The organism is Cellulosimicrobium arenosum (assembly GCF_014837295.1).
Classification (GTDB): domain Bacteria; phylum Actinomycetota; class Actinomycetes; order Actinomycetales; family Cellulomonadaceae; genus Cellulosimicrobium; species Cellulosimicrobium arenosum.
The window spans coordinates 572,338-588,209 of sequence record NZ_JACYHB010000001.1 but is presented as its reverse complement, the minus strand read 5'-3'; the positions used below and the strand labels follow the sequence as shown (position 1 = coordinate 588,209).

11 protein-coding genes are annotated in these 15,872 nt (G+C 73.1%); 7 read left to right on the top strand and 4 right to left on the bottom strand.

The features are described from left to right. Nucleotides 1-132: 132 nt before the first annotated feature. Nucleotides 133-2,898, top strand: coding sequence for an aconitate hydratase AcnA (gene acnA / locus IF651_RS02705; RefSeq protein ID WP_191827495.1), 2,766 nt, complete (start codon nucleotides 133-135; stop codon nucleotides 2,896-2,898). An 89-nt stretch (nucleotides 2,899-2,987) separates the two neighbouring features. Here acnA and IF651_RS02700 read toward each other — a convergent pair whose 3' ends face one another. Further along, on the bottom strand, nucleotides 2,988-3,443 hold the full coding sequence (locus IF651_RS02700) for a DoxX family protein (RefSeq protein ID WP_191827494.1): 456 nt from the start codon (nucleotides 3,441-3,443) through the stop codon (nucleotides 2,988-2,990). An 87-nt stretch (nucleotides 3,444-3,530) separates the two neighbouring features. On the opposite strand from IF651_RS02700, the gene IF651_RS02695 reads away from it, so the two are divergent. Together IF651_RS02695 and IF651_RS02690 are read left to right on the top strand one after the other, a co-directional pair. Then, a complete protein-coding gene (locus IF651_RS02695; RefSeq protein WP_191827493.1) occupies nucleotides 3,531-4,076 on the top strand; it encodes a TetR/AcrR family transcriptional regulator in 546 nt (181 codons plus the stop codon). 84 nt (nucleotides 4,077-4,160) lie between these two features. Continuing rightward, complete coding sequence (locus tag IF651_RS02690; RefSeq protein WP_191827492.1) at nucleotides 4,161-4,625, top strand: DUF1801 domain-containing protein; 465 nt, start codon at nucleotides 4,161-4,163, stop codon at nucleotides 4,623-4,625. Nucleotides 4,626-4,700: 75 nt separating this feature from the next. Here the strand turns inward: IF651_RS02690 and IF651_RS02685 are convergent, their stop codons facing one another. Next, nucleotides 4,701-5,384, bottom strand: coding sequence for an NUDIX hydrolase (locus IF651_RS02685; protein ID WP_338403720.1), 684 nt, complete (start codon nucleotides 5,382-5,384; stop codon nucleotides 4,701-4,703). 7 nt (nucleotides 5,385-5,391) lie between these two features. Next, on the bottom strand, nucleotides 5,392-6,843 hold the full coding sequence (gene guaB1, locus IF651_RS02680) for a GMP reductase (RefSeq protein ID WP_191827491.1): 1,452 nt from the start codon (nucleotides 6,841-6,843) through the stop codon (nucleotides 5,392-5,394). Nucleotides 6,844-7,101: 258 nt separating this feature from the next. Between guaB1 and dxs the strand changes: the two genes are divergently transcribed. Next, complete coding sequence (gene dxs, locus IF651_RS02675; protein ID WP_191827490.1) at nucleotides 7,102-9,027, top strand: 1-deoxy-D-xylulose-5-phosphate synthase; 1,926 nt, start codon at nucleotides 7,102-7,104, stop codon at nucleotides 9,025-9,027. 76 nt (nucleotides 9,028-9,103) lie between these two features. Further along, complete coding sequence (locus IF651_RS02670) at nucleotides 9,104-9,787, top strand: HAD family hydrolase (protein WP_191827489.1); 684 nt, start codon at nucleotides 9,104-9,106, stop codon at nucleotides 9,785-9,787. Here the strand turns inward: IF651_RS02670 and IF651_RS02665 are convergent. Beyond that, entirely contained in the window at nucleotides 9,760-10,854 is a 1,095-nt protein-coding gene (locus IF651_RS02665) for a carboxylate-amine ligase (RefSeq protein WP_338403719.1), read from the bottom strand. The two genes, IF651_RS02670 and IF651_RS02665, sit on opposite strands and share 28 nt — an antisense overlap. A 190-nt stretch (nucleotides 10,855-11,044) precedes the next feature. Here IF651_RS02665 and IF651_RS02660 point away from each other — a divergent pair, with 190 nt between their 5' ends. Both IF651_RS02660 and IF651_RS02655 read left to right on the top strand, forming a co-directional pair. Beyond that, on the top strand, nucleotides 11,045-11,341 hold the full coding sequence (locus tag IF651_RS02660) for a hypothetical protein (RefSeq protein ID WP_191827488.1): 297 nt from the start codon (nucleotides 11,045-11,047) through the stop codon (nucleotides 11,339-11,341). A gap of 306 nt (nucleotides 11,342-11,647) precedes the next feature. Then, complete coding sequence (locus tag IF651_RS02655) at nucleotides 11,648-15,736, top strand: GH92 family glycosyl hydrolase (RefSeq protein ID WP_191827487.1); 4,089 nt, start codon at nucleotides 11,648-11,650, stop codon at nucleotides 15,734-15,736. The last annotated feature ends 136 nt before the right edge of the window (nucleotides 15,737-15,872 follow it).

Genomic DNA, 15,872 nt, shown 5'->3' with positions numbered 1-15,872 from the left:
CGGTGCCGGTCCCGCGGGCGACGAGCGCCCGTGACGACCTCGTCCGGACCGCCGCGGCCCCCCGGCGTAGGCTGGGTGGAGCCCCCGGAACCATGGCATCCGTGCCACCGCCACGCCACGAAGGAGCCACGAGTGAGCAGCGTCGACACGTTCGGGTCGAAGGGAACGCTGGAGGTCGGAGGGAAGTCCTACGAGATCTTCCGTCTGGCCGCCGTCGAGGGTGTCGAGCGGCTCCCGTACAGCCTGAAGATCCTCGCCGAGAACCTCCTGCGCACGGAGGACGGCGCCAACATCACCGCCGACCACGTCCGCGCGCTCGCGTCCTGGGACCCGGACGCGCAGCCGAGCACCGAGATCCAGTTCACGCCGGCGCGCGTGATCATGCAGGACTTCACCGGCGTCCCCTGCGTCGTCGACCTCGCGACGATGCGCGAGGCGGTCGCCGACCTCGGCGGCGACCCGTCCCGCATCAACCCGCTCGCGCCGGCCGAGATGGTCATCGACCACTCCGTGCAGATCGACGTGGCGGGCCGCCCGGACGCGTTCGAGCGCAACGTCGAGATCGAGTACGAGCGCAACCACGAGCGCTACCAGTTCCTGCGCTGGGGCCAGACGGCGTTCGACGACTTCAAGGTCGTCCCGCCGGGCACCGGGATCGTGCACCAGGTCAACATCGAGTACCTCGCCCGGACCGTCATGACGCGCGAGGTCGGCACCGCGGAGGGGGACGTCCTGCGCGCGTACCCCGACACGTGCGTCGGCACCGACTCGCACACGACGATGGTCAACGGCCTCGGTGTGCTCGGGTGGGGCGTCGGTGGCATCGAGGCCGAGGCCGCGATGCTCGGCCAGCCCGTCTCGATGCTCATCCCGCGCGTCGTCGGCTTCAAGCTCGCCGGCTCCATCCCGGCCGGCGTGACGGCGACCGACGTCGTCCTCACGATCACCCAGATGCTGCGCCAGCACGGCGTCGTCGGGAAGTTCGTCGAGTTCTACGGCGAGGGCGTCGCCCAGGTGCCGCTCGCGAACCGCGCGACCATCGGCAACATGAGCCCCGAGTTCGGGTCGACCGCCGCGATCTTCCCGATCGACGGCGTGACGATGGACTACCTGCGCCTGACGGGCCGCAGCGACGAGCAGCTCGCGCTCGTGGAGGCGTACGCCAAGGAGCAGGGCCTGTGGCTCGACCCGGCGTCCGACACCTACACCGAGCCGGTGTTCTCGGAGTACCTCGAGCTCGACCTGTCGACGGTCGTGCCGTCCATCGCCGGGCCGAAGCGACCGCAGGACCGGATCGAGCTCTCGCACGCCAAGTCCGCGTTCGCCCGCGACCTGCCGACGTACGCGCCCGAGGTCATCGACTCGGTCGACGAGGCCGAGAAGGAGTCCTTCCCGGCCTCCGATGCACCGGCCACGCACGCTCAGGTGCGTCGCACGGTCCCGGTGACCGACAGCGAGGGCAACAGCTTCGAGCTGTTCCACGGCGCGGTCGCGATCGCGTCGATCACGAGCTGCACCAACACCTCGAACCCGTCGGTCATGCTCGCCGCCGCCCTGCTCGCGAAGAACGCGGTCGACCGTGGCCTGGCGTCCAAGCCGTGGGTGAAGACGTCGATGGCTCCCGGCTCGCAGGTCGTGACGAACTACTACGAGAAGTCCGGCCTGTGGCCGTACCTGGAGAAGCTCGGCTTCCACCTCGTCGGCTACGGCTGCGCGACGTGCATCGGCAACTCCGGCCCGCTCGACGAGAAGATCTCCGAGGCCGTCAACGAGCACGATCTCGCGGTCGTCTCGGTGCTCTCGGGGAACCGCAACTTCGAGGGTCGGATCAACCCCGACGTGAAGATGAACTACCTCGCGTCGCCGCCGCTCGTCATCGCGTACGCGCTCGCGGGCACCATGGAGTTCGACTTCGAGCACGACCCGCTCGGCCGTGACGCCGACGGTCACCCGATCTTCCTGCGCGACATCTGGCCCACGCCGGAGGAGGTCCAGGCGACGATCGACTCGTCGATCGACCGCGACATGTTCACCAAGGACTACGCGGACGTCTTCACGGGCGACGACCGGTGGCGCTCGCTCGACACGCCCGAGGGTGACACGTTCGCCTGGGACACCGAGTCGACCTACGTGCGCAAGCCTCCGTACTTCGAGGGCATGGGTGCGACGCCGGACGCGGTCGCCGACATCGCGGGCGCACGCGTCCTGGCCAGGCTCGGTGACTCGGTCACGACCGACCACATCAGCCCCGCGGGTGCCATCAAGGCGGACTCGCCGGCAGGCAAGTACCTCGCGGAGAACGGCGTCGGCCGGCGCGACTTCAACTCCTACGGCTCGCGCCGCGGGAACCACGAGGTCATGATCCGCGGTACGTTCGCGAACATCCGGCTGCGCAACCAGCTCCTCGACGGCGTCGAGGGCGGCTACACGTACAACTTCGTGAAGGACGCCCAGGACACCATCTACGACGCTGCGCAGGACTACGCCGCGCAGGGCACGCCGCTCGTCATCCTCGGTGGCAAGGAGTACGGCTCCGGCTCGTCGCGGGACTGGGCGGCCAAGGGCACCGCGCTCCTGGGCGTCCGCGCCGTCATCACCGAGAGCTTCGAGCGCATCCACCGCTCCAACCTCATCGGCATGGGCGTCCTGCCGCTGCAGTTCCCCGACGGCGAGAGCGCGGGATCGCTGGGCCTGGACGGCACGGAGACGTTCGACGTCACCGGCGTCACGGCGCTCAACGAGGGCACCACGCCCTCGACGGTGAAGGTCACCGCGACGAAGTCCGACGGGACGCGCGTCGAGTTCGACGCGGTCGTGCGTATCGACACACCGGGCGAGGCGGACTACTACCGCAACGGCGGCATCCTGCAGTACGTGCTCCGGTCGCTCGTCGCGTGAGCCGCCGGTAGGGCGTCGGGTGCTGCCCGACGCCGCACGGGCACCCGGCGGGGCGCCCACCTCGAGAGGTGGGCGCCCCGCCGTCGTGCTCAGGCGGGAAGCCCTGCCGCCGCGGCGCACGCGACGAGGTAGAGCGCCTGCTCGGTGAGGCGGCGGCCCAGCGGCGTGATGGGTCGCCCGCCGAGACGTCCCCCGTGGCGCGCGGCCCAGACGTTCGCGGGGGTCATGACGACGAGGAGCAGGGCCAGGCAGACGGCGGCGACCTGCGACGTGGCCGGGACCAGGAGCCCGACGGCTCCGAGCGCCTCGAGCGCACCGGTGAGCGCGACGAGGAGGCCCGGCGCGGGCAGCCGGGGCGGGACCATCGCCACGAGGTCGGCGCGTACGCGGGGAACGAGCCGTCCCGACGCGGTGACGAGGAACAGCGCTGCGAGACCGCAGCACAGCGCTGTGCGCCAGTCGTCGAGGGGCGCGACGCCCAGGGCGCCGAGCGCTCGGGTCGTGCCGGTGACCAGGACGAGGAACAGGGGGAGCGGGATCGGCATGGACGTCCAATCTTGACGCTGACAAGTTTTTGACATGGCCACCTCACCACCGTTCCGGTATCTTGTCAACGACAAGATAGGAGCGAGATGGCATACCACCACGGAGACCTTCGCCGCGTCCTCCTCGACGAGGCGGCCGACGTCGTCGCCGAGCACGGTCCGTCGGCCCTCAGCCTGCGGGACCTCGCCCGACGTGCCGGCGTCTCGCACGCGGCACCGGCGCACCACTTCGGCGACAAGGCCGGAGTCCTCACCGCGCTCGCGGCAGAGGGGCACCGTCTCCTCGCTCGCGCCCTCGAGCCGGCCGAGCAGGGACTGCTGGACGCCGGGCTCGCCTACGTCGACTTCGCCGTGACGCACCCCGGGCACTTTGCCGTGATGTTCGGTCGCGGCCTCGTCCACGACGTCGACGCGGAGCTCGTCGCCGCGCAGGACCGTAGCGGTGCCGCGCTCCGGCGTGCGGCACCCGAGCCGGTCGTCGCCCGTGCGGCGTGGTCGGTCGTGCACGGGTTCGCCGCACTCTGGCTCGCCGGGGCGATCACGGGCGAGGACGCTACGACGGTCGCGCGGCCCGTGCTCGCCCGCGCGCTCGGCGGGCTGGACCCGGGCGGGCCGTCGCCCGGGCACGGCTGATCTCGCGCCGTCGGGCCGGGCCGAGGCGTGGCGTGACCGAGCCCGCTCGAGTACAGGGACGGGCGTGCGGTGCACACTGGTTCCATGGCGACGGACGAGAACAGGACCCGGCCGACGGACGCTGACGTCGAGGCGTTCCTCGCCTCGGTGGAGGACCCGGTCAGACGACGCGACGCGCAGCGGCTCGTCGCGCTGATGACGCGGGTCACGGGCGAGGAGCCCCGGATGTGGGGCCCGTCGATCGTGGGGTTCGGGACATACCACTACCGCTACGCGAGCGGTCGCGAGGGGGACATCGCTGCCGCCGGGTTCTCGCCCCGCAAGGCGGCGTCGACCGTCTACCTCGCGCACGGCGTCGACGAGCACGCCGAGCTGCTGTCCCGCCTCGGGCCGCACACGCTCGGCAAGGCCTGCCTCTACGTCAAGGACCTCGACGACGTCGACCTGGACGTGCTCGAGGAGACGGTGCGCCGCTCGTACGCGACCCTCACGGGTACGCCCGCGTTCGGGAAGCGTCGCTCCGGGCCCTCGGCCGGGCGGACGGACTGAGCGACCCGACCACGTCGGCGAGCCGATCGGCCGGCCCGCCGCGGCGGACACGGGTCCGGAGCGGCGCCGGTCCGCTCAGAGGGGCGCGTCGAGCGTCCTGGACCGGTCCCAGGGCTCGGTCCAGCCGAGCCGGTCGAACAGCGCGTCGAGGATCCCTCCGGTGAAGCCCCACACCAGGTGCTCACGGCCGTCCGCCTCCGCCAGGAAGCCGGGGCTCTTGTGCACGCGCCCGCGGTGCCGCACGGTCACCGTGCGGCGTCGGTCGGGGTCGAGGAGGTCCGCGACCGGGACCCGGAACACGTGGGCCGACTCCGCGTCGTCGACCACGCCCACCGGCGTCGGGCGCGACCACCAGCCGAGGACGGGCGTGACGAGGTGGTTGCTCACCGGGACGGGGAGCTCCCCGAGCGTCCCGAGCACGTCGACGCCGCTCCGGTCGAGGCCCGTCTCCTCGACGGCCTCGCGCAGCGCCGCGTCCACGGGCCCGTCGTCCCCCGGGTCGAGTCGGCCGCCGGGGAACGCCACCTGGCCCGGGTGGTGGCCGAGCGTCGTGGCGCGGGCGAGGAGGAGGACGTCCAGGTCCCGGGCCACGGCCCGCGAGGCGTGGTCCGACGGCACGCCGTCGAGCACGCCGAAGAGCATGAGGACCGCGGCGGGGCGCGCGCCCGGGTCGGGCGCGCCGACGGCCACGCGCCACGGCGACGGCCAGTCGCCGCCGTCGTGGGGGAGTGCGGCGAGCTGGTCGCGCGCCGTGGTCACGAGCGGGTCACCAGCTCACCGGGAGCGGGCGACCCTCCTCGTACCCGGCCGCGGACTGGATCCCGACGACGGCCCGCTCCGCGAACTGCCCGAGGTCCGTCGCGCCCGCGTACGTGCACGACGACCGCAGCCCGGACGTGATCTCGTCGAGCAGGTCCTCGACGCCGGGACGCTGCAGGTCCAGGAACATCCGGCCGGAGCTGATGCCCTCCTCGTACAGGCCCTTGCGCGCGCGGTCGAACGGCGACCCGCCGACGGTGCGCGCGGCGACGGCACGGGCCGACGCCATGCCGAAGCTCTCCTTGTACAGGCGGCCGGTGCCGTCGTCGTGCAGGTCGCCGGGGGACTCGTAGGTCCCGGCGAACCACGAGCCGATCATCACCTGGGACGCGCCGGCGGCGAGGGCGAGGGCGACGTCGCGCGGGTGGCGGACACCGCCGTCGGCCCACACGTGCTTGCCGAGCTCGCGCGCCGCCGCGGCGCACTCGAGCACGGCGGAGAACTGGGGACGCCCGACGGCGGTCATCATGCGCGTCGTGCACATCGCGCCCGGGCCGACGCCGACCTTGACGATGTCGGCGCCCGCCGCGACGAGGTCGCGCACGCCGTCGGCCGTGACGACGTTGCCCGCGACGACGGGCACGTCCGGCGCGACGGACCGCACGGCGTCGAGCGCCTGGAGCATCTTCACCTGGTGGCCGTGCGCGGTGTCGACGACGAGCACGTCGACGCCCGCGGCGAGCAGCTCCTTGGTCTTGGCCGCGACGTCGCCGTTGATGCCGACGGCCGCGCCGACGCGCAGGCGGCCCGAGGCGTCGAGCGCCGGCGTGTAGACGGACGAGCGCAGCGCACCCTTGCGGGTCAGGACGCCGACGAGCTCGCCGTCGCGCGTGACGGGAGCGACCTTGAGCCGGGCCGAGAAGAGCTGGTCGAACGCGGCCTCGAGGCCCGCGCGCGCGCCGTCGAGGAGCGTCGCGTCGAGCGCGAGCGGGTGCGCGGTCATCACCTGGTGGACCTGGGTGAACCGGTCGACGTCGGTGCAGTCGGCCTCGGTGACGACACCGAGCGGCTTCCCGCCGTCGACGACGACCGCCGCGCCGTGCGCGCGCTTGCCGATGAGGGTCAGGGCCGTGTGGACCGTGTCGTGCGGACCGACGACCACGGGCGTCTCGATGACGGGGTCCTTGGACTTCACGTCGGCCACGACGTCCGCCACGACGTCGGTGGGCACGTCCTGCGGGATGATCGCGATCCCGCCGCGCCGCGCGACGGTCTCTGCCATGCGGCGCCCGGCGACCGCCGTCATGTTCGCGACGACGAGGGGGACGGTCGTGCCCGTGCCGTCGGCGGAGGACAGGTCGACGTCGAAGCGCGACGTGACCTCGGAGCGCGACGGGACGAGGAAGACGTCGCCGTACGTGAGGTCGGTCGCGGGGGCCTGGCCGGTCAGGAAGCGCATGTCTCCATCGTACGGTGAGCGGCCGGTGTGTCCGGACTGCGGAAGAAGACTTCCACGTTCGGCCGACGGCGCATGGTCGGAGGGCCGCCCGCTGCGCCGTGGTCGGGCGTCGGCACGTGCACGACCTCCGCGGGTGTGCGTGAATGGCGTGAAGGTCCGCCGTCGAACCGTCCGCTTCGCGGTGCCGGTGCGCACGGGGCCCCGGCACAGCGCCTAGAGTTGTCGGGCCGCACGGACGGGAACGGAACGGAGCACTGGATGAGCCTGCTGAGCACGATCACCTCGCCGAAGGACGTGCAACGGCTGACCCCGGCGCAGGCCGTCGCCCTCGCAGCCGAGATCCGCACGTTCCTCGTCGAGTCGGTCTCGCGCACCGGCGGGCACCTCGGGCCCAACCTCGGCGTGGTCGAGCTCACCCTCGCGATGCACCGCGTCTTCTCGTCCCCGCAGGACACGTTCGTCTTCGACACGGGGCACCAGTCCTACGTCCACAAGCTGCTCACCGGCCGTCAGGACTTCTCCGCGCTGCGCAAGAAGGGCGGCCTCTCGGGCTATCCCTCGCGCGCCGAGTCCGAGCACGACGTGGTGGAGAACTCCCACGCCTCGACCGCGCTGTCCTGGGGCGACGGCATCGCGAAGGCGAACGTCGTGCGCGGCCTCACGGACCGGCACGTCGTGGCCGTCATCGGCGACGGGGCGCTCACGGGCGGCATGGCCTGGGAGGCGCTCAACAACATCGCCGAGTCCCAGGACCGGCGCCTGATCGTCGTCGTCAACGACAACGGGCGGTCCTACTCGCCCACGATCGGCGGCATGGCCCACCACCTCTCCACGCTGCGCACCACACGCGGCTACGAGAGCTTCCTGCAGTGGGGCAAGCGCACGCTCCACCGCACCGGGCCACCCGGTCGGTTCGCCTACGAGTGGCTCCACGGGCTCAAGAAGGGCCTCAAGGACGTCGTCGCCCCGCAGGGGATGTTCGAGGACCTCGGCATCAAGTACGTCGGTCCCGTCGACGGTCACGACATCGAGGCGATGGAGCACGCGCTGCGTCGCGCGCGCTCGTACGGGGCGCCGGTGATCGTGCACGCCCTGACCGAGAAGGGGCGGGGATACGTGCCCGCCGAGCAGGACGTCGCCGACCGCTTCCACGCCGTGGGCAAGATCCACCCCGAGACCGGCCTGCCCGTCGCGCCGTCGCGGTTCGGGTGGACCAAGGTGTTCGCCGACGAGATCGTCCAGATCGGCACGCGCCGGCCCGACGTCGTGGCGATCACCGCGGCGATGCTCGAGCCCGTCGGCCTCAAGCCGTTCGCCCAGGCGTTCCCGGAGCGCACGTTCGACGTCGGGATCGCCGAGCAGCACGCCGCGACGTCGGCCGCGGGCATGGCGTTCGCCGGCCTGCACCCCGTCGTCGCCGTCTACGCGACGTTCCTCAACCGCGCGTTCGACCAGGTCCTCATGGATGTCGCGCTGCACCGGGCCGGCGTGACGTTCGTGCTCGACCGGGCCGGGATCACCGGTGACGACGGTGCGAGCCACAACGGCATGTGGGACATGGCGATGCTGCGCATCGTCCCGCGGCTGCGTCTCGCGGCGCCGCGCGACGAGGCGACCTTGCGCGCGGCTCTGCGCGAGGCCGTGGACGTCGACGACGCCCCGACCGTCGTGCGCTACCCCAAGGGGGCGCTCGGCGAGCCGATGCCCGCCGTGGACAGCGTGGACGGGGTGGACGTCCTTGCCGTGCCGCAGCCCGAGCCTCGGTCCGAGCCTGACGGCGCGGCCTCCTCGGCCGTGCCGCGTCGCCGGGTCCTGCTGGTCGGGATCGGATCGATGGCACCGGTGGCGCTCGAGGCCGCCGGTACTCTCACCGCGCACGGGCTCGACGTCACGGTCGCGTCGCCCACCTGGGTGCTGCCCGTGCCGGACGCGCTGGTGAAGATCGCCGGTGTGCACGACCTGGTCGTCAGCGTCGAGGACGGCGTGGCCGACGGCGGCATCGGGTCGATGCTCGCGCAGGCGGCGCTCGCCGCCGGCACGGGCGTCCCGGTGCACGCGCTCGGTCTGCCCACGGTCTTCCTCGACCACGCGAGCCGCGACCAGGTCGCGACCGAGCGTCGGCTCACCGCTCCCGACGTAGCGCGCGACGTGCTCGAGGCGTTCGCCGGTCTCGCACGCGACTGAGCACGCGACCGAACCCGGAGCCCCGTCGGCGAGACGGTCGGTCGGCCGGTGCGCGTCCGGCGGTAGCGTCGCACCCATGATCTGGCTGTTCGACCTCGACAACACGCTCGTGGACCGCGACGAGGCGTTCGCCGCCTGGGCGCGCTCGGCCGTCGCGCAGGCCGGTGGGGACGCCGCGGACGTCGCGGCCGTCGTCGCCGCCGACGGTGGTGGCCACGCCCCCAAGTCGGACGTCGCCCGGGTGATCGTCGAGCGCCTCGGCTGGGAGCTCGACCTGCCCGCCGTCGTCGAGCGCTTCCGGGCGGGCATCGTCGCGAACGTGCGTGCCTATCCGGGAGTCCTGGACCTGCTCGACTCGCTGCGCGACGCCGGTGACCGCGTGGTCGTGATCACCAACGGGATCTCGGGGCAGCAGCGCGGCAAGATCGCCCGCTGCGCGATCGAGCCGCACGTCGACGCGATCGTCGTCTCGGGGGAGGAGGGCATCGACAAACCGGACCCGCGCCTCGTCGACGTGGCGCTCGAGCGGGTCGGTGCGTCGGACGCCGACCGGGCCGGTGCCTGGATGCTCGGTGACGCCGCCCACCTGGACGTCGCGGTCGGACTGGCTGCCGGTACCCGCACCGGGTGGGTCTCGCACGGGCGAACCTGGCACGGCGTTCCCGGCGACGCCGACGCCCGACCGGACGCGGTCGCGCCGACCACGTGCGAGCTGGTCGCGCTCGTGCGGGCTCAGGAGTGCGTGACCTCGACGGCGTGACGCACGACGGCGGACAGGTCCCCGCCCGTCTCGGCGTACCACTCGCGCTGCCGTGCGGCGCCGTTGCCACGGGACCACAGGCGACCCAGGAGCTCGGTCACCGCGTCGAGGTCGCCGGAGTCGACGAGCGCCTCGCGCACGTGCGTCACCAGCTGACCGACGACGTCGTGCGCAGGGGCGGGACGCCACGTCGTCGGTGAGACGAGGTCGCCCGCGAGGCCCGACCTGCCCGCGCGCCACGACGCGGTGCGCAGGAGCTCGGTGCGCAGCTCGGGCGCGGGCAGCCCGACGGCGGCCTCGCGCGCGGCCGTCTCGACGAGCCCGCGTGCGAGCGCAGCGACGAGGGTGGCGGTGTCCGGGTGGAGGCACACGTCGGCGATGCGGATCTCGACCGTGGGGTAGCGGGCCGACAACCGCGCGTCGAAGTAGACCATGTTCTGGTCGAGGATCGTCCCGGTGGCGACGAGCGCGTCGACGGCGTCGTGGTAGGCCTCGGGCGATCCGAACGCGCGTGCTGGTCCCGACGTGGGCCAGCGCGACCAGACCTGGGACCTGAAGCTCGCGTAGCTGCTGTCGATGCCCTGCCAGTACGGCGAGTTGGTGGTCAGGGCGAGCAGCGTGGCGAGCCACGGTCCGATGCGGTCGAGGACGGCGACGCCCTCGGTGTCGTCCGCCACGGCGACGTGGACGTGGCAGCCGCAGGTGAGCTGCTCGCGGGCCGTGAGCCCGAACGCCGTGCGTGCCTCGAGGTACCGCAGGCTCGAGACGGTCGTGCCCTCGAACGGCAGCGGTGACGTGGAGAGGGCGGCGACGTGCGCGCCGACGCGGTCCGCCGCCTGCTGCGCGCGTCCGCGGCCCGTCCGGATCTCCTTCGCGAGGGCCTCGAGCTCGGACTGCGGGTGGGTCGCGGTCTCGATCTGCTCCTCCATGAACTCGGACTCGAGGGAGCCGGTCCCGCCCTCGTCGCTGCTGCCCGACGCGGCGAGCGCCTCCGCCGCCTTGGCGACAGGACGGCCGTCCTCGCCGACGAGCAGGAACTCTTCCTCGACACCCAAGGTTCGCTTCACCCGGGAAGTGTCACATGGCGCGTGGGTCCACGGGTTACCGGGAGGTCACAGCTCGTGCGCCGGACCGCTCATCGGGTCCGTGCTCGTGCCCGTGAGCGAGGCGCGGGCGGTCTCCCGTGCCCACCGCATGGGGGTGGTGACGGGCCTGACCGGCGTGACGAGCACGCGGCCGGTCGGCGAGGATGGGCAGATGCCCGACACCGCACCCGACGTCCAGGTGGGCGCCCTCGCGATCAACGTCGTCGTCCCCGACGACCTGCGCTGGACCGACGAGCGTCGGGACCAGGTCTTCGAGCTCCAGACGATCACCGTCCGGCTGCTGCCGGACGGGCACCTCGCCGCCAAGGCGTACGGCCGGCCCGTCGGGGGCGGCCGCGGCGGCTACGTCTCGTTCCGCGTCCCGGACCGCCCCGAGCTCGCCGCCCTGATCGAGGCGGGGGCCGCGGCCGCCGGCAGGCTCTGGTCCGCGCACCTCGGACTCGAGTGACGCTGCACCGTGGGTGGCCGGGCCGCCGGTCGCCGCCCACGCGGTCGACGTGACCGCGACGCTCGACGCAGGCGTCGCGTCGGTGGCCGCGCACGCCGCCTACCTCGACGGGCTCGGGTGGGAAGACCTCGACCCGGCCGAGTTGCTCGCCGCAATCGATTGACAGCGGTGTCGCCGTGCGGTCTGATGGGACCGGTCGCACCGCGTCGGAGCGGGTGACCTGCCCGGACAGCGCCCCGCGATCGAGGGCGTCCCGTCCTGGCAATCTCCGCACGGAGCCGTGCGGGAGACGTCGAAGGGATGCCCATGCGCGACCTGACAGCAGTACCGGACCTGCCCCGACGAGGCAGCCCGCCGCCACGCCGCACCGCCCGTCGCGCCCGGTCCCGGACCGTGGGCGCGTCGATCACGGCGCTGGCGATCGCCGCGACGTCGCTCGTCCCGCTCGCGACGACGGCGACAGCCGCCGAGCCGGGATGGGTCGAGAGCCCGTCGCAGTACGTCGACCCGTTCGTCGGCACGACCAATGCCGGGAACACCCACCCGGGCGCTGTCGCGCCGTTCGGCATGCTCGCCTGGGGGCCGGACCAGAGCTTCTACAACGGCCCGACGTCCGGGGCGGACGCGGGGAAGGGCACGCTCCGCACCGCGTCGCCGAGCGGCTACGAGTACGGTCGCGACACGATCCGTGGGTTCGGCCTCACCCACGTCTCGGGCGCCGGCTGCACCGGTCTGTCGGGAGACGTCCCGTTCTTCCCGGTCGCCGACGAGCTCGACGTGTCGCCGACCGCGGCGGACGCGGCGAGGCGCCCCTACGAGAGCGGGTTCTCCCACGACGACGAGTCGGCCGCACCGGGCCGCTACGACGTCGCGCTCGACAGCGGGGTCGACGTGTCGCTCGCCGCGACCACGCGCGCGGGCTCCGGCGAGTTCACCTACCCCGCCGGCGCCCCGGCGACGATGCTCGTGCGGACGTCGGACTCGCTCGTCGGGTCGAGCGACGCGGACGTGACCATCGACCCCGAGACGCGCACCATCACGGGCTCGGTGACGAGCGGCAACTTCTGCGGCCCGTTCACGGGCGACCAGATCCTCCAGCACAGCTACTACACGGTCCACTTCGTCGCGCAGTTCGACAGCGACTTCGCGGCGTGGGGCACGTGGGAGGACGACGCCCTGGAGCCGGGCGCCACGGACGCCCAGGGCGGCACGGGCTACACCGGGGGCCTCGACGCGAACGGCAACGCCGCGAACGGCTACCCGCCGGCGGGGAAGGGGTCGGGAGCGTACGTCACGTTCGCCGACGGAGCCGGCGCCGGCACGCAGGTCGGCGTCCGCGTGGGCATCTCCTACGTGAGCGCCGAGAACGCGGCGCAGAACCTCGCGACGGAGATCCCTGACGGCACGACGCACGACGAGGTCGCGCTGGGGACGAGCGACGCGTGGGACGCCGAGCTGTCCCGGGCGAGCGTCGCCGGCGGCACCGACGACGAGCGCACCACGTTCTACAGCGCGCTGTACCACGCGCTCCTGCACCCCAACGTGACGAGCGACGTCAAGGGCGAGTACACGGGCTTCGACCTCGCGACGCACGAGGTGCCGGACGGTCAGGACGCGCAGTACGCGACGTTCTCCGGGTGGGACGTCTACCGGTCCCAGATCCAGCTGCTCACGCTCCTGGACCCCGACCGGGGCAGCGACGTCGCGGCCTCCCTGCTCGCCCAGGCGAACCAGAACGACGGCGTCTGGGACCGCTGGACGCACAACTCCGGCGCGGTGCACGTCATGGCGGGCGACCCGTCCGCGATCGCGGTCGCCGCGATCCGGGCCTTCGGGGGGACGGACTTCCCGGTGGAGGAGGCGTACGACTCGCTCGCGCAGGCCGCGCGCGTGCCGACCGACCTCGACCTGTCCCGGCGCGGCTGGAACGTCGCGGTCGAGGGCCAGCGCCCGTCGCTCGACCAGTTCCTCGAGCACGGGTACTACCCCGAGGGCTGCAACGCGTGGGGCTGCGCGAACGAGACGCTCGAGATGGCCGCCGCGGACCACGCGCTCGCGACCCTCGCGAGCGCGCTCGGCAAGGACGACGACGCCGCGGAGTTCTCGGCGAGGTCGCAGTCGTGGCAGAACCAGTTCAACCCGGACGCGACCGCCGACGGCGGGTACTTCCAGGGCCGTGCGGCCGACGGGACCTGGACGGGTGGCTTCGACCCGGCGTCCTCGAACGGGTTCGTCGAGGGCACCGCGGCGCAGTACGTGTGGATGGTCCAGCACAACCCCGCGGGGCTCTTCGACGCGATGGGCGGCCGCGACGCCGCGGTCGCTCGCCTCGACGGGTTCTTCCGCGACTCCTCGGGCGCATGGCGCCTCACCGGGTCGTGGGACGACAACGTCCACGCCAACATGGACAACGAGCCGTCCATCGCCACCCCGTGGCTGTACAACTACGCGGGCGTGCCCTCGAAGACGCAGGAGACCGTGCGCCGGACCATCGAGCAGCTGTGGCTGTCCAGCCCCGACGGCGTCCCCAACGGCCCGGACGGCATCCCCGGCAACGACGACCTCGGCGAGATGTCGTCGTGGCTGGTCTTCGCCGCCATGGGCCTGTACCCGCAGGACCCGTCGCAGGCGGACCTCACGGTCGCGGCGCCGCTGTTCCCGAAGGTCGAGGTGCGTCGGGCCGACGGCGTGACGCTCTCGATCGACGCGCCCGACGCCGCGCTCGGCACCCCGTACATCACGGGCATGCGGGTCGACGGCGAGGCGACGTCGCGCACCTTCCTGCCCGCCGACGCGATCACGCACGACACGCACGTCGAGTACGACCTGTCCGCGACCCCCGACCTCACGTGGGGCACCGGGGCCGACGACGCACCCCCGTCGTCCCGGGACGGCGAGCAGCCCTACCTGGCGTCGCTGTCGACGGCGCGCACCCAGGCGACCCCGGGGGGCCCGACCCAGGCGGTCACGCTCACGGTGCACCGCTTCGCGTCGAGCGCGACGGAGCCCGTCCGGTACACCGTGGAGGCGCCCGACGGGCTCGAGCCGGTGACGGCGTCGGGCACGGTCCCGGTCGACGAGGACGGCACCGGGCAGGTCGAGATCACGCTGCGTGCCGACCGCTCGCTCGCGCTCGGTTCCTACCCCGTGACGGTCCACCTCACGAGCGGTGACGACGTCCTCGCGGACCAGTCGCTCCAGGTCGACGTCGTGGAGCAGGTGAGCACCCTGGTGTCCACCGGGTTCGAGCCCGGGCAGCCCCAGGCGCCGGCCAACGAACGGCTGGAGAACACCGGGTTCGGGGACTACTGCTGCAGCATCGGCGGGGTCGAGACCAAGGTCCAGGGCGGCGACGCGCGCACGGGCGGGCAGGCCGTCATCTACTCCGCGCGTGCGACGCAGGCCGACGCGCACGCGTCCGACGTCCTGCTCGACGTCGACACGCCGGTTTCCGGTGGCGAGACGCTGCGCTACTGGCTGCGTCCGCAGGAGGACGGCGGACCGTTCGGGGACTACGTGCAGGACGCGAGCCGGTTCGCCGCGGTGGACCTGCTCTTCACCGACGGCACGCGCCTGAGCGACACGGGCGTGCAGGCCTCGAACGGGGCGCCGCTCGACGCACTCGCGCAGGGTGGCGTGCTGGAGACCGACACGTGGAACGAGGTCGCGGTCGTCCTGCCCGACGAGGTGGGCGGCCGCACCGTGGACAAGGTGCTGCTGACGCTCTCGACCGGCGACGTGTTCGCGACGCCGGGTCAGCAGGACGGCTACCTGCGCGGCTGGGTCGACGACCTGTCGCTCACGGCGCCGGTGCCTGCGCTGGAGGTCACGCCCGCGACCGGCGTGAGCGTCGTCCCGGGCGACGACGGCCCCGTCACGCTCGCGCACGTCACCGGCGGGGCCGGAGACTCGGCGGACGACTACACGGCGACCATGGAGTGGGGTGACGGGTCCGCACCGGAGACCGTCGCCCTCGCACCGGGCGAGGACGGGTACGACGTCGTCACCGGGCACGCGTACGACGCCTCGGGCTCGTACGCGGCGACGGTCACCGTGGCCGACGCGGACGACGTGCGCGTCTCGTCGGTGGTCGTGGTGGAGGTCGGAGAGTCCGGCGTCGCGGTGGACGTCACGGCGAGCGCGCGCTGCCTCGCCGGGACGGCGTTCGTCGCGGTCCGGGCGACCAACCACGACGGCGACCTCGTCGACGTGACGCTCGGGACGCCGTACGGCAGTCGCGTCGTCTCCGACGTGGCCGACGGCAAGAACGCCTACCAGTCGTTCTCGAGCCGCTCGACCGAGATCCCTGCGGGCACGGCGTCCGTGACGGTGACCGCGTCCGACGGCCGGCAGGAGGTGCTCACCGTCGCGTACGACGCCCTGAGCTGCGGCTGACGCACCGTCGTCCGAGCAGCCGCTCGACCATGCGGTTGCCGCCGGGTCACCATGCGGTCGTGGGGGGGGGGGGGGGGGCCCCCCCCCCCGGCCCCCCCGCCCCGGGGGGGGGGGGGGCGGGGCGCGGGGGGGGGGG

Bases quoted from the DNA above. Each gene is read 5' to 3' on its own strand.
- IF651_RS02700 (WP_191827494.1), bottom strand. From the start codon at position 3,443: ATGCCGATCCCGCTCCCCCTGTTCCTCGTCCTGGTCACCGGCACGACC.
- IF651_RS02695 (WP_191827493.1), top strand. From the start codon at position 3,531: ATGGCATACCACCACGGAGACCTTCGCCGCGTCCTCCTCGACGAGGCG.
- IF651_RS02690 (WP_191827492.1), top strand. From the start codon at position 4,161: ATGGCGACGGACGAGAACAGGACCCGGCCGACGGACGCTGACGTCGAG.
- guaB1 (WP_191827491.1), bottom strand. From the start codon at position 6,843: ATGCGCTTCCTGACCGGCCAGGCCCCCGCGACCGACCTCACGTACGGC.
- dxs (WP_191827490.1), top strand. From the start codon at position 7,102: ATGAGCCTGCTGAGCACGATCACCTCGCCGAAGGACGTGCAACGGCTG.
- IF651_RS02670 (WP_191827489.1), top strand. From the start codon at position 9,104: ATGATCTGGCTGTTCGACCTCGACAACACGCTCGTGGACCGCGACGAG.
- IF651_RS02660 (WP_191827488.1), top strand. From the start codon at position 11,045: ATGCCCGACACCGCACCCGACGTCCAGGTGGGCGCCCTCGCGATCAAC.
- IF651_RS02655 (WP_191827487.1), top strand. From the start codon at position 11,648: ATGCGCGACCTGACAGCAGTACCGGACCTGCCCCGACGAGGCAGCCCG.